At 58.8% G+C, this 18849-nt stretch carries 19 protein-coding genes; 7 read left to right on the top strand and 12 right to left on the bottom strand.

What is annotated here, in order from left to right; translation table 11 throughout:
* Positions 1–4 precede the first annotated feature (4 nt).
* Together ACP8J1_RS03865 and ACP8J1_RS03860 are read left to right on the top strand one after the other, a co-directional pair.
* A complete protein-coding gene (locus ACP8J1_RS03865) occupies positions 5–499 on the top strand; it encodes a GNAT family N-acetyltransferase (protein WP_023021957.1) in 495 nt (164 codons plus the stop codon).
* Between the two features lie 10 nt (positions 500–509).
* The gene (locus ACP8J1_RS03860; RefSeq protein WP_023021958.1) at positions 510–1010 is read left to right on the top strand and encodes a GNAT family N-acetyltransferase; all 501 of its coding nucleotides are present in this window, start codon (positions 510–512) and stop codon (positions 1008–1010) included.
* A 113-nt stretch (positions 1011–1123) separates the two neighbouring features.
* Here ACP8J1_RS03860 and metG read toward each other — a convergent pair whose 3' ends face one another.
* The 3 genes from metG to rsmI all read right to left on the bottom strand — a co-directional run bounded on the left by metG (position 1124) and on the right by rsmI (position 6066).
* Positions 1124–2956 (bottom strand): methionine--tRNA ligase, encoded by a 1833-nt coding sequence (metG, locus tag ACP8J1_RS03855; protein ID WP_084279147.1) that lies wholly within the window; start codon positions 2954–2956, stop codon positions 1124–1126.
* A gap of 151 nt (positions 2957–3107) precedes the next feature.
* Positions 3108–4964 (bottom strand): BCCT family transporter, encoded by a 1857-nt coding sequence (locus ACP8J1_RS03850; RefSeq protein WP_023021960.1) that lies wholly within the window; start codon positions 4962–4964, stop codon positions 3108–3110.
* A 247-nt stretch (positions 4965–5211) separates the two neighbouring features.
* The gene (gene rsmI / locus ACP8J1_RS03845; protein WP_023021961.1) at positions 5212–6066 is read right to left on the bottom strand and encodes a 16S rRNA (cytidine(1402)-2'-O)-methyltransferase; all 855 of its coding nucleotides are present in this window, start codon (positions 6064–6066) and stop codon (positions 5212–5214) included.
* A 24-nt stretch (positions 6067–6090) separates the two neighbouring features.
* Between rsmI and ACP8J1_RS03840 the strand changes: the two genes are divergently transcribed.
* On the top strand, positions 6091–7710 hold the full coding sequence (locus ACP8J1_RS03840; RefSeq protein WP_486697127.1) for a dolichyl-phosphate-mannose--protein mannosyltransferase: 1620 nt from the start codon (positions 6091–6093) through the stop codon (positions 7708–7710).
* Between the two features lie 17 nt (positions 7711–7727).
* Here the strand turns inward: ACP8J1_RS03840 and ACP8J1_RS03835 are convergent, their stop codons facing one another.
* Positions 7728–8429, bottom strand: a complete 702-nt coding sequence (locus ACP8J1_RS03835) for a zf-HC2 domain-containing protein (protein ID WP_023021963.1) — start codon at positions 8427–8429, stop codon at positions 7728–7730.
* Positions 8416–8829, bottom strand: a complete 414-nt coding sequence (locus ACP8J1_RS03830; RefSeq protein ID WP_023021964.1) for a DoxX family protein — start codon at positions 8827–8829, stop codon at positions 8416–8418. Before ACP8J1_RS03830 ends, ACP8J1_RS03835 begins: the two co-directional genes overlap by 14 nt.
* 154 nt (positions 8830–8983) lie before the next feature.
* Here ACP8J1_RS03830 and ACP8J1_RS03825 point away from each other — a divergent pair, with 154 nt between their 5' ends.
* Complete coding sequence (locus ACP8J1_RS03825) at positions 8984–9700, top strand: DNA-3-methyladenine glycosylase I (protein WP_023021965.1); 717 nt, start codon at positions 8984–8986, stop codon at positions 9698–9700.
* A gap of 14 nt (positions 9701–9714) precedes the next feature.
* On the opposite strand, the gene sepX is transcribed toward ACP8J1_RS03825, so the two are convergent.
* From sepX to ACP8J1_RS03805, 4 genes are all read right to left on the bottom strand, one after another.
* Positions 9715–11112, bottom strand: a complete 1398-nt coding sequence (gene sepX, locus ACP8J1_RS03820) for a divisome protein SepX/GlpR (protein ID WP_023021966.1) — start codon at positions 11110–11112, stop codon at positions 9715–9717.
* Between the two features lie 143 nt (positions 11113–11255).
* On the bottom strand, positions 11256–11966 hold the full coding sequence (locus tag ACP8J1_RS03815; protein WP_023021967.1) for a GNAT family N-acetyltransferase: 711 nt from the start codon (positions 11964–11966) through the stop codon (positions 11256–11258).
* Positions 11966–13276 (bottom strand): molybdotransferase-like divisome protein Glp, encoded by a 1311-nt coding sequence (gene glp, locus ACP8J1_RS03810; RefSeq protein ID WP_023021968.1) that lies wholly within the window; start codon positions 13274–13276, stop codon positions 11966–11968. The genes ACP8J1_RS03815 and glp overlap by 1 nt, the downstream gene beginning before the upstream one ends.
* A gap of 56 nt (positions 13277–13332) precedes the next feature.
* A complete protein-coding gene (locus ACP8J1_RS03805) occupies positions 13333–14259 on the bottom strand; it encodes a UTP--glucose-1-phosphate uridylyltransferase (RefSeq protein ID WP_034656428.1) in 927 nt (308 codons plus the stop codon).
* 67 nt (positions 14260–14326) lie between these two features.
* Here ACP8J1_RS03805 and ACP8J1_RS03800 point away from each other — a divergent pair, with 67 nt between their 5' ends.
* The 3 genes from ACP8J1_RS03800 to mscL all read left to right on the top strand — a co-directional run bounded on the left by ACP8J1_RS03800 (position 14327) and on the right by mscL (position 16237).
* Positions 14327–14902: a 5-formyltetrahydrofolate cyclo-ligase gene (locus tag ACP8J1_RS03800; RefSeq protein WP_023021970.1), complete on the top strand. Its 576-nt coding sequence runs from the start codon at positions 14327–14329 to the stop codon at positions 14900–14902.
* Between the two features lie 48 nt (positions 14903–14950).
* Positions 14951–15631 (top strand): SAF domain-containing protein, encoded by a 681-nt coding sequence (locus tag ACP8J1_RS03795; RefSeq protein WP_023027832.1) that lies wholly within the window; start codon positions 14951–14953, stop codon positions 15629–15631.
* 111 nt (positions 15632–15742) lie between these two features.
* Positions 15743–16237, top strand: coding sequence for a large-conductance mechanosensitive channel protein MscL (mscL, locus tag ACP8J1_RS03790; RefSeq protein WP_023021972.1), 495 nt, complete (start codon positions 15743–15745; stop codon positions 16235–16237).
* Positions 16238–16362: 125 nt separating this feature from the next.
* Here mscL and ACP8J1_RS03785 read toward each other — a convergent pair whose 3' ends face one another.
* The 3 genes from ACP8J1_RS03785 to ACP8J1_RS03775 all read right to left on the bottom strand — a co-directional run bounded on the left by ACP8J1_RS03785 (position 16363) and on the right by ACP8J1_RS03775 (position 18743).
* A complete protein-coding gene (locus ACP8J1_RS03785; RefSeq protein ID WP_023021973.1) occupies positions 16363–16584 on the bottom strand; it encodes a hypothetical protein in 222 nt (73 codons plus the stop codon).
* Positions 16585–16600: 16 nt separating this feature from the next.
* Positions 16601–17209: a MogA/MoaB family molybdenum cofactor biosynthesis protein gene (locus ACP8J1_RS03780; RefSeq protein WP_023021974.1), complete on the bottom strand. Its 609-nt coding sequence runs from the start codon at positions 17207–17209 to the stop codon at positions 16601–16603.
* Between the two features lie 85 nt (positions 17210–17294).
* Positions 17295–18743: a S1C family serine protease gene (locus tag ACP8J1_RS03775; RefSeq protein ID WP_023021975.1), complete on the bottom strand. Its 1449-nt coding sequence runs from the start codon at positions 18741–18743 to the stop codon at positions 17295–17297.
* Between the last annotated feature and the right edge of the window lie 106 nt (positions 18744–18849).

Here is an 18849-nt window from a genome sequence, read left to right as displayed (position 1 = left end):
TGCCATGTTGATCAGACCCGCCGGCCTTGCGGATGTGCCCGCCATGACCGAAACCCTCAACTGGGCCATCGCACACACCGACGCCATCTTCCGCGCTACCCCGGCCAGCATCGCAGAGCGCGAAGACTACCTACGCGAGCTGTGGGAAAAGGACTGCCCATGCCTCGTCGCGGAGTCCGATTCTGGCGACTACCTGGGGTGGGCGCTCTACCACCCCTACCGCGATCCGCAGGTATGGACAGGCTGTTATGAAACCACCATCTATCTTTCCCCCACCGCTCAGGGCCAAGGCGTAGGCACTGCTTTACTTGGCGCCTTGGTAAAGGCGGCGCGCGCCGATAAAAAGGTTCATTCGCTGCTCGCCCTCATCGTCTCCACCAATGCGGCATCACTTAAGTTGCATGAAAAGTTTGGGTTTGAAAACGTGGGTATTCTTAAAGAGGTTTGCTACAAGTTCGATCGTTGGCTGAGCCTCACCCACCTACAACTTCTGGTGTAAAGGAATTTCTATGCATATCCGCCCTGCCGAGCTTGCCGACGCCCCCGCGCTCACCGCCATCTACAACGCCGGCTCCGCAGCGAAACCCGCCGCCAACTTGGTCACCTGGCAAGAAGATGTGGCTGACCGTGAAAAGTGGCTCAAGGAGATGTTTGAGGCCGGCTCCCCGGTCTTCGTAGCCGTACACGATGATGAAATCATTGGTTGGGCCGCCTATTTCCAGTTCGTGACCCCTGCCATCTATTACGGCACCGTCGAAGATTCCGTCTACATTGCTCCCTCCGCCCAGGGCAAGGGCGTAGGCTCCGAGCTTCTCGACGCCCTCATGGACTACGCCGCTGATGACAGCTACGTACAGACGATGATCACCTATATCGTCGATACCAACGAAGGCTCTATCGCCTTGCATAAAAAGTTCGGCTTTACCGAGACCGGCCGTATGCCGAATATCCATACCAAAGACGGCGTCCGCCTCGGCCTGGTACACCTCCAGCGCGATTTCCAGCGCTAACCGCCAGGTTTTTCCCCGCCGCTCCGCGCCCCTCAGCACTGGAGCACACAAATAGCCGCGTTATGCCCTTAACTTCCTAAAAATCGGGCGATAACGCGGCTATTTATATGGTGTTACTTGGAGACAGGCGCCCACTCTGGACCGGTTTCACCCAGCTCTGGGTCCAGCTTGGAGACGAGCGGCTTAGGCTTTGTCAAAGCGGTGCCCGGCTCTACTTGGATGCGCTCCCACTTCGCCTGCTGCTGGGTGTAGTCACCCATGATAATCGGATATTCGTGGCCCTCTGGCGGTAAACCAGCGCCCACGAGTTCTACCGGAATATCGTCCTTGACGTCGTGTACCTCCGGCTGGGCGGCCCACACGCCGCTGCGGCCCAAGGTTTCGTGCACCTTCTGCGCGGTAAACGGCAGGTAGGGCGTGAGCATGACATTGCAGTCAGAAACGACTTGGAGGGCGGTCCACAGCACGGTGGCTAGACGCTCGCGCTGAGACTCATCCTTGGCTAGTTTCCATGGCTCCTGGTCTGCAATATAGGCATTGGCCTCGCCGACGACGTGCATGATAGCGGTAATCGCCTGCTTAAATTTGGACTGCTCCAGCAAACCACCGGCAGTGTCGAAGGTCTCCTCCGCCAGCTGCAGGATTTCTTTGTCCTTTTCTTCTAATGCTGCTGGTGCGGGAACCTCTCCGAAGTTCTTAAAGGCCATAGATACGGTGCGGTTGACCAAGTTACCCCAGCCATTTGCCAGCTCATTATTGATACGGCGAACGAACTCATCCCAGGTAAAGTCCGTGTCATTGTTTTCAGGGCCAGCCACGGCAATGAAGTAGCGCAGGGCGTCAGGGCCGAACTCCGCCAAGAAGTCCTTGACATAGATGACAACACCCTTGGACGAGGAGAACTTGGATCCAGACATGGTCAAGTACTCGGAGGAGACGATTTCCGTAGGCAAGTTGAGCTCGCCGTACTTGTGGAGTTCCCCGCCCTTGTTGCCCTTACCGGCATAGCCCAATAGCTCGGCCGGCCAGATCTGGGAGTGGAAGGTGATATTGTCCTTGCCTTGGAAGTAATAGTGGCGGGCGTCTGGGTTCTGCCAAAAGTCCTTCCAGGCCTCGGGCTGACCGGTGCGGTACGCCCATTCGATGGAGGAAGACAGATAGCCGATGACCGCATCGAACCACACGTAGAGTTTCTTGGCGTTATTGTCCTGCCAGCCCTCGACGGGGATAGGAATTCCCCAGTCAATATCGCGCGTCATGGTGCGCGGGCGCATATCTTCAAGCAGGTTCAGGGAAAACTTCAGTACGTTCGGGCGCCAATCTTCGCGGGTAGAAAGCCACTTTTGCAGCTCATCCTTGATGGCTGGCAGATCCAGTAGGAAGTGTTCGGTTTCGATGAATTTCGGGGTCTCACCGTTGATCTTAGATACGGGGTTGATAAGGTCCACGGGGTCGAGCTGATTGCCGCACTCATCGCATTGGTCACCGCGGGCGCCATCCGCACCGCAAATTGGGCAGGTGCCCTCGATATAGCGGTCCGGCAGGGTACGTCCGGTAGACGGCGAAATAGCGCCCTTGGTGGTCTCTTTGAGCATGTAACCGTTGGCATACAGGCCTTTGAACAGCTCCTGCACCACGGAGTAGTGGTTACGGGTGGTGGTGCGAGTAAAGAGATCATAGGACAGGCCAAGGTTGGACAAGTCAGTAACGATCTGACGGTTATAGCGGTCTGCGAGCTCACGAACGGAAACGCCCTCTTTATCCGCCTGTACCAATAGCGGAGTGCCGTGCTCATCCGTACCCGAGACCATGAGTACGTTGCGGCCACGCATTCGCTGGAAACGTGCAAAGACGTCGGAAGGAACACCAAAACCGGCCACGTGTCCGATGTGGCGCGGGCCGTTGGCGTAGGGCCAAGCAACATTAACTACTACAGACTCAGTCATGGGTTCTACTTTATCGAAGCCGACTCCTATACACACGATTAGGGCAGACATTTCTCCCGCAGGTGAACTGCATTTTCAGCAGAAAGCGCCCACCGCTTCCCTACCACTAAGGAAACAATGGGCGCTTTAGAGCAGCCGCGAAGAAAGCGATTTACTTCCGCTTCATCGGGTGCTTCAGGCGTTCGTTGCGGCGCTTCTTCAGAACCTGCGTGCGCTGGTACTCGCGGTGCAGGCGGCGCTCGCGGGCCATCTTGCGCTGGAACTGCTGTGCCTCGCGGTATTCGAGGTAGATAACATCCTCGCTCAACGCCTTGTAGATGGCGAACATCAGTCCAACCACGATGAACAGGAATGGCAGTGCAGCAACGATGGTGACGTTCTGCAGGTTAGACAGTGCATCCTCATTGGCCAAGAGCAGGGTCAGGCCTACCAAGGCAGTCAATCCACCCCACGCGGCGGAAAGCCACGGCTTAGCAGTAGCGGCACCATTTTGGGACATGGAGCCCATCACCGTGGACGCGGAGTCTGCCGAGGTAACGAAGAAGGTAGCCAACAGGATTGCTGCAACGATGCCGGCAACGAAACCGCCAGGCATGGACTGCAGGAGGTTAAACAGCTCTTCCTCGGCAGATTCGCCGGTGATGGATTCGCCGTTTTGCTCCATGTGGATGGCGGTGCCACCGAAGATAGCGAACCACAGGGTGGATACGCCGGCTGGGATGAGCAGGACGCCCAAGCAGAATTCGCGGACGGAACGGCCGCGGGAAATACGAGCCAGGAACATGCCCACGAACGGGGACCAGGAAACCCACCAAGCCCAGTAGAAGATCGTGTAACCGGAAAGCCACTCAGCGGCGGCGCCGTTTTCGGACTCGGCGGTGCGGCCGATCATCTCGGTGAAGTAGTTGAGGTAGTTACCAATGGAGCCAGGAATCTGGTTCAGGATGGTAACGGTCGGGCCCAAGATGAACACGAAGATCGCCAACACTGCGGCGAGGACCATATTCGCATTGGAGATATACTGAATGCCCTTGCCCACGCCGGACATCGCAGACAGGATGAACGCGAGGGTCAGAACCAACACAATGCCGATAACCACGGAGTTGGTGGGATTATCGATGATTCCGGATGCCTTCAGTCCGGCCTGAATCTGCAGGGCACCCAGGCCCAGGGAGCAGGCGGTGCCGAAGACGGTGGCGAAGATAGACAGGATGTCAATGAGCTTGCCCACTGCACCATTAGCATTACGCTCGCCAATCAGCGGCACGAAAGCCTGGCTCAACAACTGCTTACGGCCGATGCGGAAGGTGGAGTATGCAATGGCCAAGCCAACGATGGCATAGACCGCCCAAGGGTGCAGCGTCCAGTGGAACATTGCATAGGCCATGGAAGATCCAACGTTGCCGGTGCCCTCACCTGGGGTGCCGTCACGGTAGTTAGCTAGCGGCTCGGAGGCACCATAGAACATCAGGCCGATGCCCATACCGGCGGCAAACATCATGGCGATCCATGAGGGCGTGGAAAATTCCGGCTCCTCATTAATGCGGCCCAGCTTGATGGAGCCGAACTTGGAGGCGGCAATGAAGACAACGAACACCACAAAGACGGTGCCGAAGAGAATGTATGCCCAACCAAAGTTGTCGACTACCCAGGTCAGGGCCGAAGCGGAGAAGTTGGCAAAGTTATCCGGGGCAGCCAAACCCCAGACGACGATCGCGGCAACAAGCACGCCGGCGATGCCGACGATGGACCAATCGATTGGCATATTGTCACGATCGGCCGCAATTTCTACCTCAGGATCGTCGTAGCGCTCCGGGTGGAAACCGTCGGAGTGAATCATATCCTGCAGCTGGCCGGTGGCAGATTGTGCGTCCAGCTGTTCGTCTACAGTCTGATAATTCTCAATAGGCTGCTCGCTCGAAGAAGCCGAAGCCGGCTGCGCATGTGCGCCGACCGGTTCCTTTCCTTCTTCTGGCACGCCTGTGCCCATATTTTCCGAGTTTGTCATGAACTATACAGTGGTGCGGAACTACTCAATTATCAAACGAAGCAGTAAGAAACTTCGCTGCTCAGCGCCATTTCCCAGGAATTTTCCACGCTAATTTGAACAGTTTTTACGCTTCATTTCCCCATGTAAATAGCGCTTTAAGCCACCCACACGCCCGAGCACTATAACAATTCAGTTACAAAGTTTGCTTTAGTGAAGCCATCTGCGGGTACCAAAAGTTGTGACTTAATCAGCACGTCGATAGGGGCTAGTCCTTGCGAGCTGCTAAAGCGGCGTCATAAAGCTCGCGGTTGGAAACCTCGGTGTCTTTCGCTACCTGCTTACAAGCATCCTTTAGCCGCATCCCCGCCGCCGCCAATTCCATCGCCTGGGGAACCAAATCTGCGGCGGTAGCGGCCGCGGCGGTTCCGCCCTCGATCACCACAGTGATTTCTCCCCGTGCCCCTTCAGCCGCCCACTCGGCCAACTCTTCCAAACTGCCGCGCCGGACTTCCTCATAGGTTTTAGTAAGCTCCCTGCACACCGCTGCCGGGCGCTGGGCGCCGAGGATATCCGCGGCCTCGGCTAGAGTTTCGGCTACCCGGTGTGGGGATTCAAAAAAGACGATGGCGCGCTTTTCGTTACGCAGTGACTCTAACCAGGCCTTGCGAGGTCCGGGCTTGCGGGGAGGAAAGGCGTCGAAGAGGAAGTGACCCACGCCGAGGCCGGACAGCGCCAAGGCCGTTGGGACGGCAGAAGGGCCAGGAAAACAAGTCACGGGAATATCCCGGTCAGCTGCTGCAGCCACAATAGACAGTCCTGGATCAGAAATGATGGGCATGCCGGCATCCGTAACGACGAGGACGGTGCCGGCTGCGGCGGCGTCGATAAGCTGCTGGGCTCGGTCCTTTTCATTGTGATCAAAATTGGACACCACCCGCCCGGAAATCTCGATGCCCAAAGCTTGCGCCAAGTTCCGCACGCGCCGCGTATCCTCGGCCGCAATGACGTCCGCATGCTGCAAGGCATGCATTAAACGCGCGGAGGCATCTCCCACGTTTCCCAGCGGCGTGGCGGCGAGGATGACCCCGCGCGGTAGTGGATCCAGACCTGAAACAGACATATCTCTAGCATTCCATACTCTCTAATGCGCGGGCGCGGTGCCTTGTCGCCTAGACTCAACCAAGTGACTATTGCTACCGCTGCCCCATCGCGCACCACGCACGACACTGTGGCCCCGCCAGCGCCCCGCGCCTATCAGTGGGGCAAGGCTGACTGGATAAGCACTAGCGTCGTTGGCGTACTCGCGCTCATTACCCGCTTTGCCGGATTGACCGCGCCCGTATCAAAGGGCACTCCTGTCTTTGATGAAAAGCACTACGTTCCGCAAGCCTGGGACATGGTGCGAAGCTGGGATAACCTCTTCATCGGAGGTATAGAATCCAACCCCGGTTATGGCCTGGTGGTTCACCCACCGCTGGGCAAGCAGATTGTGGCGCTGTCCGAATGGGTCGCTGGCTATTCCCCACTGGGCTGGCGTTTTATGACTGCCCTCTTCGGCGCAGCCACCGTGCTCTTGACGATGTCCCTGGCCCGCCGCGTCTCTTTATCCTGGCAGGTAGCAACCCTGGCTGGCCTCATCGCCGTCTTTGATGGTGTGCTTTTGGTCTCTTCCAAGTTCGGCATGTTGGACATTTTCCAGGTCTTCTTTGTTGTCTCGGCCGCCTGGGCACTTGCTCGCGATCATAATCAGATGCGCGAGCGCCTCCACAGCGCTTTCCTTAAAAATCGTTTGGGCTCCTCCGCCTTCGGACCACGCTTTGGATTCCGCTGGTGGCGACTCCTCGCGGGCGTCTGTCTTGGCCTTTCCCTGGGGGTGAAGTGGTCCGGCCTGTACTTCATCATGTTCTTTGGCCTCATGTCCGTCTTTAGCGATCTTGCCCTGCGCAAGCGCTATGGCGTACGCCGCTACATAGTGGGCACCCTCGTGCGCGATACTCCTGCTGCCCTAGCCTCCCTCGTACTGGTGCCGGTGCTGCTCTACGCCTGGACCTGGCGAGCGTGGTTTTCCTCCGAAACCGCCGTGTACCGCCACGCCAAAGTAGATGGAACGATCGAGGATGGATCGTGGCTGATGCACCTGCCTGAATCCCTGGCAGGCTGGTTCTACTACCATTCCTCTGTCCTAGAATTCCACGCCAGCCTGACTTCCTCCGGTGGCCACCACCACCCGTGGGATTCTAAGCCTTGGGCGTGGCTGGTAGCCGCCCGCCCCATCTTGTACTACTCCTCCACCGACCTGCAATGCGGTGATGGCAGCAACGAGTGCCGCAAGATGCTCTACCTTTTTGGCACGCCGGCTATCTGGTGGCTGGTCATCCCGGCCGTCCTGTGGGGACTGTGGTCACTTATCATTCGTCGCAATCGCAGCTTCCTCATCCCCTTGGTGGGCTTTGGGGCAGGTTTCTTGCCCTGGCTTGCAGCCTTTGACCGCCAGATGTACTTCTTTTATGCCACTGCGTTTATCCCCTTTGTCATCGTGCTCATTGCCTTAGCACTCGGCCAGCTCATCGGCCATGGCAGGCCAGTGCAGTGGGGATGGCTCAAGAGTTTGGCAGGCGGCCCTGTACGCTGGGGAACAATCGCCGCCGTGTTCTACCTAGCCCTGGTAGTGGCGATGTTCTTCTATTTCTCTCCCATTTTGTACGGCTACAAGATTCCAGATTCTTGGTACCACTCCATGATGTGGCTGCCTAGCTGGACCTAGCCGCACGAAAGCGGGGCTTATTGAGGTTGTGCGTTGAGGGACTTCCACCAGGCGCGCACCAAGTAGCCCTTTTCTGCCGCCCAAGCCCACGCCAAGCTGAAGGTCGCCAGCGCGGTAGCGATAAGAAAATATACCTGTTCGATGGTTACGGTGCCCAGCGCAATATCGCGCATGCCGAACCCGAAGAGGAAAGCAAACATCGTGGCCGAGACCGGGAGCAGGCCGGTAAGCGCTGCGGGGCGCCAGGCACTAAAAAATAGGCCACAGGCCATGCCAAAGCGTACGGCTGCGCCTTCCATCAACAGGTTGGCTCGTTCCGGATCCGCCGTGGGATCTAAAACCTTTCCTTCCTCACCCAACGGTACGAGCCCGGAGGAATGGACGATGAGCGCTACTGCCCAGAGTGCAAAGATGGCGCCCATGAGCACCATGGCGGCACGCGCAACCGTCAGGTTGGCCTGGCGAGCGCTCGAGGTGCGCCGCCATTCCGGCTCCACACCGGCCAAAATGACTTCGGAGAGATCCGTTGGCGGCGCCATACCGGATTCCGCAGGCTCCACAAAACGCAATGATCGCGAAAGCGCGGCCGCCTTATCGCGAAAGGCGCGGCATTCGGCGCAGCTTTCCAAGTGTGCATCGATTACGTCCTCTGCCAGATCTGAGTGCTCACCGTCCAGCTGCGCAGAAATCGCCGCTTGGACTTGGCTATGCGTCAACATTGCTGAGCACCCCGTCCATGCTGGCTCGACCGGAGCCAAAAATCACGATCATCAATAAGGACATCAGCAATACCAGTGGGTATTCGATTCCGCCTTCGGCAGCAAAAAGACCATGTCCCAAATGCACAAAGTACAGTGCGCACCCCATCAGCAGGGCAAGCGCGCCGGCCACAAAAGTGGTGAGCAAACCGACGACGAGGAAGGCGCCCCCAACCATCTCCCCGATGGCGGCGATATAGCCGGAAAGCTGTGGCTGCGGCACCCCAAGGGCGGAAAATTGCCCCACGGTTTCGTCCATGCCGGTCATAAACATCTTGTCCACGCCGTGTGCGATAAAGATTAATCCGAGGACCGCTCGAAAAATAAGCAAAGCGGCATCGCGTACGGCAGGTCTATTCATGCTGAACAGATTACCCTGAACCCCTCACCCGATGCGAAGGCAATGGCCTACGCCCATACTGCTGGGAATTTCGCCCTTTGCCGGGGAAGGAACGGCATATAGTCACGCGGACTGTTTCAATGGGAACCAGGCAGAAAGATTAAAGGAGAACACCATGAGCAAACCAGCTACGCAGTCCGCAGAGCGCACCGCCTTAGTCTATGACGATGATGGACTTGGCCGCCCGCCTTGGGCAATGTCCTCGCCGATGTTGAAGGAGTATTACGACACCGAATGGGGCCTGCCTATTTTTGATGAAGCAGCTCTTTACGAGCGTTTGAGCCTCGAGTCTTTCCAGTCCGGGCTTTCCTGGGCGGTGGTTTTGAAAAAGCGCGAGGCCTTCCGTGCGGCTTTTTGCGACTTCGATCCTGAAAAAGTCGCTCAATTTACCGAACCGGATGTTGAGCGATTGCTTGGCGACGCCTCCATTATTCGCAACGAGACCAAAATCCGCGCCGCCATCACAAACGCCAAAGCCACCATCGCCCTACGCGAAGAGGGCGGGCTGGCGGAGTTCATTTGGTCCTTCCAACCGCCGGAGAACCTCTACCCCACCGCAATGGAAGATATTCCGAAAAAGAGCTACGAATCCAAGTTGATGTCACGCGAACTCAAGAAGAAGGGCTTCCGCTTTGTCGGCCCCGTCACCTGTTTCGCACTCATGGAGGCGATCGGCATGATTGATACCCATCTCATCGGCTCTCACCGCCGCGGAACCTCCGGGGTATGGCACGACAGCGGTGTGCCGCATTATGGCCTAGCGCAGGAATACAACGCGCTCACGAACCCGCGGTCAGCGCCTTCCACTGAACTCCGGAACGCGGCCTGCTAAGTCGGCACCAGTTCCTATCCAGCGCGACGGGCTGCTAGGTCATCGCGCCGGCTATAGCCGTCGGGCCCGGCGTGGGGGCCATCAAAATCGCCGTCTTCCCCATCGTTATAGCGCAGCGGAAGGTGCACAAAGTCAGGGCTTTCGTCATCGATCTCCACGATCACAGCGCCTGGGCGGCGCAAGTTGCGCGGAATCTTCAAAGCTTCATCCTCTGCGTTGCGCACGCCCAAACGGGCGCGGCGCAAGTGGCGCACACGGCGGCGCATCAGGGCTCGCTCCTGACGGACCTGAGCGCGAAGAGCCATCAGATAGACAACGGTGAGCGCACCGGCCACCGCAGCCAACCACCAGGTCCAGCCGCCGGCCACGATCCCCAGGGCCACCGTGAGTACCACGGCCACGGCTAGGCCCAGCAGGGTGCGCTGACGGCGCTGGTAACGAGTAACAGACTTTTCCTTTTCTGCTACCGGGTCCCAGCCGCCACGGCCCATGCGACGCTGCGCGAATTCCACCTCATCCTCGGACAGGTTGGTATCCATACCGGCGTCGTCTGCTGCAGCGGTTTCCATGAGTTCCCCAGAGTCCTCGGCCTCTGCCTTGTCCACGGATACCGGCTCAGCGTCAGCCGTGCCTTCCGAATCGGCAGAATCCTTCTCAGCGACCTCGGCCTTATCTACGGCACCGGGGTACATAAGGTCCACCGGCGAGGTATAAGTCTCGTCGTAGTCATAGGCATCACTCGCCACGGTAGAGACTGCGGGAGCGCTAAAGACCTCTGACTCGGCGGCAGCAATATCGGTAGAGTCATCTTTTGCGGCCTGGTCTGCGGCGTCTTCCTCGTCCTCAAGAAGTACGTCATCGGCATCATCGAATTCGGTGTCGTCACCAACTGCCGCCGTATCAGCCTGCTGGGAGGCTGGGACCGCGACTGCTTGGGGCTGAACTGCAGAATCGTCGCCTTCTACAGTCGCTTCCTCGACCAGTTCGCCGTCGATAGTATCTGCTTCTGGCTGAGTGTCCTCACCAGCTGCGGAGGAAGACGCCGCAGAAAACGCACGGCTGCCGGTACCGAAAGGCTGGGACTTAGCGCGGCGGGCAGCACCGGCAATAGTCACGGAGCGCGAAGAGGGCTTAGTAGCCTCGGCATCCGACTCATCCACGCCGGTGTCTGCGGCCTCTACTACTTCATAGTCCGCCTCGTCCTGGTCCTCGCGGCGGTGCACATCATCGGCACGCAGGCGTGGACGCCGGCGGCCAGCGACCTTGCCAGAATCTCCTTCAAAAAGGACGCGAGTATCTTCAAAGGCCTCACCAGTATGGCTCATTGGGCGGTTATTCCTACCCAGAATCCATGGTGCGAGGACGAAGAGCCACACCACGATGATCGCGATAACCGGCACAGCTGTCGACACGAAAAGGACCTTCCCCTTGAATACAGATGATTACTCCACTCTAAACGGTGAAACCGCACCATAGCACCCCAAATTCCCACAAATTACAATGTTGTGACTTCTGTGAAAATTGAGGTCGAAATCCCAGCAACTGTGGAGCTATTTCACGCCAACCGGCCAGCCTGGCGCAGGCGCTCGACAGCCGTGGAGGCATAGTCTTCTTTAACTAAAGCCACGTAATGGTGGTCCTGCCAGGCACCGTCTATATGCAAATTGCGACGCAAGTATCCCTCGTGTCGAAAGCCATTGGCGGCTAAGACGCGACCAGAGGCAGGATTGCTCTCTAGATAGGTAGCGGTCACCCGGTGTAGGCCCACCCGTCCAAAGGCGTGGTCCACGCCTAAGGCGGTGGCAGCCGTAGCCACCCCGGCGCCGTGGATAGCGGAATAAACCCAGTAACCAATCCAGCAATCGCGAATGCTGCCATGCTGAATATTCCCCAAGGTGATTTGGCCTACGAATTGGCCCTCCACTTCAATGACAAGTGGGACCACCAGTGCCTCACGGGCGGCGGTACGCAGGTACATCAGATGATTCCACCACGCCTGCTGGCTATGCGCCGCCGCCCAAGGTGCCGCTTGGGTCGGCTCGACCGAGCGGAGGAAGCTTTCATCTTCGATACGTTGGCGCCGCCACTCATGCCCATCAGATCGCAGCAGCGGCCGCAGGCGCATCCGCGCCCCCGAAGGGAAGACAGCGGAAGCGGGAAGCCTAACAAAAGGAGTAGATTCCGGCCATCCCGGATGCATGTCATCCGTGGGGCCGGTAGCGGGAAGGCGGAACCTATCCGCCGCAGTGCCGAAGGGATCGAGCATTAGCTACGCTGGGTCAAAAACAACACATCGACCACATCGCCCGGGCGGATTTCCGTTACCTCTTCCGGCACGCGAATCATGGCATTGGCCTCCGAAAGACCGGCCAATAGGTGCGCTGGGGCACCCGCGGCACCGCCCAGCCCTTCCACCAGATAATCCGCGGTTTCCGCATCGCGCATCAAACGAGCGCGGATGAAGCCGCGCCGGCCGGGGCGGGAATCGATGTGGTTCAGCGCGCGGGCACGCACCACACGGCGGTGCGCATTGCGTTTACCCAGTGCCAAGCGAATGAGCGGGCGGATATATACCTCGAAGACCACGAGCGCGGATACTGGATTAGACGGCAGCAAGAAGGTAGGAATGCGTTCCTCGCCCACCAGACCAAACCCCTGGACGGAGCCGGGATGCATGGCAACACGAGAGGTATCGATATCACCGAGGTCATCAAGAATCTCACGGATGGCCTCGGCGCCGGCTCCACCAACCGCACCGGAGATGACCAGGACCTCGCTGCGAGCGATGTGCTTTTCCAGCGCTTCGCGGATGCGGCGCGGCTCCCCCTCGGCAATGCCAACGCGATGCACCTCTGCCCCAGCCTCGCGAGCCGCGGCGGCGAGGGAATAAGAGTTGACGTCAAAGACTTGGCCCAGTGCCGGTTCTTGGTCCAAATCAACCAGTTCGCGGCCAAAGGAGATGATGGTGATGCGCGGGCGCGGATAGACCAATACCTTAGAGCGGCCAACTGCGGCCAGCAGGCCGATCTGGGCGGGGCCCAAAACCGTGCCGGAAGATACAGCCACATCGCCAGGTTGGATATCGTCGCCTACCCGGCGAACAAAGTCACCGGAGCGCACCGGGCGATGGGCGGTGACGCGCTTGCGGCCGCGGTCGGTCCACTCGAGGGGAAGGACGGCGTCGGCAAGCGTGGGCAAAGGCGCACCCGTATACACACGCACGGCTTGCTTGGGCTGCAGGCGCAACGGCTGCTTGGAGCCGGCCGGAACCTCGCCCACCACAGGCAAGGAACGCTCGACCTCCGGTTGCTGGGGTGCCTTCTCTTCTTCCCCCTCCGCAGCCTGCTCCTCCTGCTCCTTGGGACGGCGGAGCCTTAGGCCGCGCTCGCCTCCAATATCAACGGCGCGCACCGCATAGCCGTCGATGGCTGCCTGCGGAAAGCCCGGCAGGGGCTGGTTTGCTTGCACCTCCTCGGCGCACATTAACCCCAACGCGTTGGAAATACCGATGCGCACCGGCTCCGGCGTGTTCGCCGCATCCGTTACCAGCGCCAACTGGTCATCAACTGAACGCATAAGGTCTATGCCAGCCCTTTCTTCGCTTTCATGTCCTCTGCCCTTGGGAAATCTCCCTAGTTTAGGCCGTGCTCATCCTCATACTCGGCCACAATCTGCTTAATCGCTTTATACAGCGTGGGGCCATACTTTTCATCGCGCAGACCAAAATCCACATTGGCGGGGATATACCCACCGGGATTTCCCAAATCATGACGCTTTCCTTGGTGGACTACCACGTGCACGGGCTCGCCTTCCTCGATGAGGAGCTCGATGGCGTCGGTAAGCTGCAGCTCGCCGCCCTTGCCTGGCTTAATACGGCGGAGGGCATCAAAAATCTTGCGATCCAATAGGTAGCGACCGGTGGCCACGAGATTAGACGGGGCATCTTCCACCGCCGGCTTTTCCACCATGCCCACGACCTTCTTAACGCCGGGGGCATTGGTATCTTCTACGTCGAAGACGCCGTAGTTATAGGTCTGCTCGCGCGGGACCTCGAAGGCGCACAGCACGCTACCGCCCAAAGCCGCGCGCACGCGAGCCATGTCTGCCATGACGGTGGCAGGCAGCACGATGTCATCTGGAAGCATGACGGCAAAAGAATCCTCATCTTCGCCGAGTACCTCTTCTGCCAGGCCCACCGCGTGGCCCAAGCCCAGTGGCTTTTCCTGCTCCACCGCAACAGGGTGAATGAGCTGATTAGCGCGCTTAACCTTGGCAACCTGCTCGTCCTTGCCGCGGGATTCAAGGGTGTCTACCAGTTCTGGGAAAGCTTCGAAGTGGCGCATGACTTCTTGCTTATCGGGCGCGGTAATCACCGCAAGGCGGCGGGCGCCTACAGAGGCCGCCTCCTCTGCGATGAGTTCAATGCCGGGAGTATCAACAACGGGAAGCAGTTCTTTGGGAACCGTCTTGGTGGCGGGCAAAAATCGGGTGCCCATACCTGCCGCTGGAACTACAACCGTGGTGATTCCGCGGGCGGAATCTTCGCGTTCTATAGCCATGCGTAATAGCGTACAACGCCACATTATTTTCCCGTGCACCGCTACGCCGCGGGGTTATGATTAATTTATGACCTCTTCCATGACTGCTAAAAACGAGCTGCGGGCCCGCTTGGTCCAGGCCCGCCGCGAACTTTCCGCCGAAGACCACGACGCCTTTACTGCTGGCGTGCGTAAGCATCTCGAGTCCGAACTCACCGAGTCCATGACCGTGGCTGCCTACTGGCCTTTGGGTTCGGAGCCGGGCGGCGCCGATTTTGTGCCGTGGCTCAAGGAGCATGTCTCCCGCGTCCTCTTGCCAATTTCCGGCGAGAATGGCACGTTGACCTTTGCTGAATACCGCGGCAAAGAAGCAATGCACGAAAGCGCGATGGGTTTGAATGAGCCCCAAGGCCCAAGCTTTGATAGCAGCGTCCTGGCCGAGTGCGATCTGGTACTCGCCCCAGCCATGGCCGTAGACGCCAAGGGCAACCGCATGGGCAAAGGCGGCGGATACTATGACCGCGCACTAGAGCCACTTCCCCACGGCAAGCCACCGGTCTTCGCCATGGTCTACCCCACCGAGCTGCTAGATGAGCTACCTACCGAGGACCACGACCGCAAGGTCGATGCCGTCGTCACCGCCCACGGCATCACTCGCTTCTAGTTTCCGGGGTACGGGAACCATGAGCGGTTTTGGACAGTCTAAAAAAGTATGCCCACTTCTCATTTTCCCCGCCTCGTTGATACCCTCCGCACCCCTGGCCACCGCCGCGGCGTACTAGTGCGCCGCGCCATTGCGGTGGCCCTCCTTATTGCCGCGCTAGCCTCGGCCCTTTCGGCGGCCAAGGAGCTACCGCGCGTTCCCGTTTTTAGCCGCGATCTGCCGGCGGGAGCAGAGCTTGCGCTTGCCGACGTCGACCTAGCCCGGCTTCCTGCCTCCTCTATCCCCGATTCTACGCTAACGGAAAAGCCAGAAGAACTAAGTGGCCGCGTTATTACCGCCGCCGCCAACAAGGGCGAAGTGATTACCGGTGCTCGCCTTCTAGGAGAAGATCTTGTCTCCAGCTTGGTGGGTGGCACAGGGGCCGAGGCCGGGCGGATGATTCCGGTCAAACTTGCCGAGCCCGATATCATCCCCCATTTGCATCACGGCGACACCGTGGACGTGGTGACCGCAGTTGAGGCGGGGGCGGCCGCCGCAACCCCTACCGCACGCGTTATCGCCTCAGGCGGACGCGTGGTGTCTACCTCCAGCCCGGAAGGCGAGGCTTCCTCGTCGACCGTTTTACTCGCATTGCCCCAAGATCACGCTAATGATGTTGCCGCGGCGTCGTTAAGCCAGCCGCTCACGGTGGTCATAGTTGGTGATCGCGCTCACCCGCAGCAACACTAGACCTTTTCAGCCACAACAGTTGTGGTCGGTTACCGGCTCCATTAAGGTTTCGCAGTGTCCATGGTTTTTACCTACCGTTAGTTATTCCCAGAAAGGTTGGTGCTTATCACCATGCTCAAGGGCTTCAAAGACTTCATCATGCGTGGCAACGTCATCGAACTTGCCACCGCAGTCATCATCGGTTCTGCCTTTACCGCAATCGTCAAATCCATTACGGATTCTATTATCCAGCCGATCATTAACTCCCTCGGCTCCGCCGAGGTTGGGGCCGTTGGCTTCCAGATCACGGAGGCGAAAAACACCTTTGTGGACTTCGGCGCCGTCATCTCCGCGGCGATCAACTTCCTCATTATCGCCGCAGTAGTCTACTTCCTCATCGTGATGCCGATTAATAAGCTCACCGAGGCCGCTAAGCGCCGCCACGGTGTCGACCCTGAGGCTCCCGCCCCAACCTCCGAGGAGCTCCTGGCAGAAATCCGCGATCTGCTCGAAGCCCAGAATGTCTCCGATACGGACATCCCGGGAACCGGCACTAGCCGTTCCTCCCACGCCGCAGAGGACGCAGACTACGGTTCCACCGGCGGCGGCCGCCACCAGGCCAAGTAGCCTTTCGCTATACGCCTGTCGCTGTTCGCAGCACAAAGCCCGCGGTTTCGCTTCCGAGGAAGTAGGAACCGCGGGCTTTTATCTATCCCTTTACTGAGTGCGTGATTGCACTCTTCTCCTTCGCACTAGCCGCCATAGTGTGGGGGCTGGTTCTCGCGGTAGAACTGCTCATCGCGCTGACCAGACTCCCCTTCTGCTGCGGTGGCCGATTCCGCGTCATCAACGTTAACAATTCGATCCTCATCGACCCCGTGGGCAGCCGATGTGCCGGGCTTATCAGCACTACGGTCATAATCGGCAGCTTCCGATTGACGGAAGACTCTCCGACGATTTTTCCGGAACGTCATAGACTATGCCTTGTGATTACTGAACGCTGGATTGTTGCAGCTGCTCAATGAGGTGGTGCACCAGCGGTGCCAAGGTAGCCATGCCATCGCGAACCGCAGCGCGCGACGAGGCAAGGTTGACCACTACAGTCGAACCAGAAACGCCCGACAAGCCGCGGGACGTGCAAGCATCCACCGCGCCACAGGCTTGACCGGAAGAACGCAGCGCCTGGGCCACGCCCGGAACCATCTTGTCAATGACGGAGCGGGTAGCCTCCGGGGTCTTGTCGCGCGGGCCTACACCGGTGCCGCCTACGGTCAGCACCAAATCCACGCCACCGACCACGGCGGTCTCAATGGCCTGGCGAATCTTGGACTTCTTGGAACGCACCACGATGGCGCCATCGACACGGAAGTTAGCTTCCGCGAGCAACTCACTGACCAACTGAGAGGTGCTATCGGATTGCTCCCCAGGGTGATCAGTGACAATAACGATGAGAGCACGGCGTGGCGCGGCTAGGCTATCCTCCTGCTCGCTCGCTAGCAGGAAGGCATCATCGGGTTCGGCAACATCCATCAAGGAATCGTGCTTGCCTTCGCCTTCCGGTTGCGCGGAGTCGGTCAAGTCCTGCTGCAAATCTGGCATTATTCTCCTTAATTTAAGGCAGTAGGGCCTTTCGGCGGTGTGAGGTACGGTGCATTCAGCACCTAATGAGGTCTTGCACAGTAATTTACTCGCCTGAGAGGGTTACCTCTACCTGACGAGACTCATCCGAGTCTTCGCGTGTAACCTCCAAGGTCACTGTCGCGCCAAAATCTTGCGACCGCGCCGCCGCAATCAGGGCATCGGCATTCTCGATCAAGCGATCATTGACGCGGGTGACGATGTCACCTTCCTTCAGGCCCGCCTTATCTGCTGGGCCACCTGGCTCAACCCCGGCGATACGGGCACCATTGCCGTCGTCACGCGCCAGCACCTTCACGCCTAGGGTCGGGTGAGTGACCTTGCCATCATTAATGAGCTCGTCCGCCATGCGCTTGGCAAAGTTCGACGGGATGGCGAAGCCCAGTCCGATGGATCCGCCCTCCCCGGTGGAATTACTGGACAGCGAAGCAATCATGGAGTTCATGCCCACGATATTTCCGTCCCGGTCCACCAGTGGACCGCCGGAGTTGCCCGGGTTGACCGCGGCATCAGTCTGAATGGCGTCAATCAAGGAAGACTCGCCGCCTTCTTGGGAGGCGCGCACTGGGCGGTTTTTGGCAGAAACGATACCGGAAGTCACGGTCGCATTAAGGCCCAGAGGAGAGCCCACGGCCACAACCTCCTGTCCCACGGCGACGGAATCAGAATCACCGAACTGCAAGAACGGCAGGTCTTTGACATCCTTTATCTTCACAATGGCCACGTCAGTATTCGCATCGGAAGCCACCACGTCAGCATCATGCTTGCTGCCGTCGTTCATGGTCACCTGCATCATGCCGCCGTGCTCAGCGCCTGCAACCACGTGGTAATTGGTCAGCACGTAGCCGTCCGGGGAGATAACGGAACCGGAGCCTTCTGCCCCGCCCGTCCGGGTCATCGTCTGGATAGAAACCACCGCCGGCAAAACCTTGGAGGCTACCTCTTCAACGGAGCCCTTTTCTGGTTCTTTGCCGGTGCTGTTATTGGCCGGCTGGGCCTTGAGCGCCTCATTGACCACTGACGTATCGTTGTTGCCTCCCCCAGAATTCATACCGACCACGGCTCCAGCGATTGAACCCGCGGCGATTGCGGCTACGGCAGCCAAGGCAGTTGCGGCGCCGAGGCCAATCTTTTTCTTTTGTTCCGGTTGCGGGGGCAGCGGGGCGACCATCGGACCTTCCTGGCCCTGAGTATTAAAGCTTTGGGTCTGCGGGCCCTGCGGGTACGGCGCCTGTGAACCTAGCGCGCTGGGATCAGCTCCTTCTGCACCGCCGCGTGGTTGATTCCAGCCTTGTGAATACGAGCCAGTCCCATATTCCTGCGCGTCGGCGTCGCTGCTATAGGGGCCGGCGGTGCCAGCGTTTGGGTTTGGCTGCCCGATGTCTCCAAAGTTCGGACCACCGTGTACCGGCTCGGCCTTACCCGGCCCTTCTTGGGACGCTCCCTCCGGGAAGGAACCATCAAAGCCGCGGTAATCGTCATTCCTCATGTTCATGAGAAAACTATGCCTCACTTCGCTTAGTCAAGACTGTTACTGATCTGCCAACCTACTAGGAATTCCTGAAAGGTAGCTGTATGCGATCACCAGTATAAAAGGCCGC

This window comes from Corynebacterium sp. LaCa_205 (genome assembly GCF_057458085.1).
This window is presented reverse-complemented; position numbering and strand designations above follow the sequence as displayed.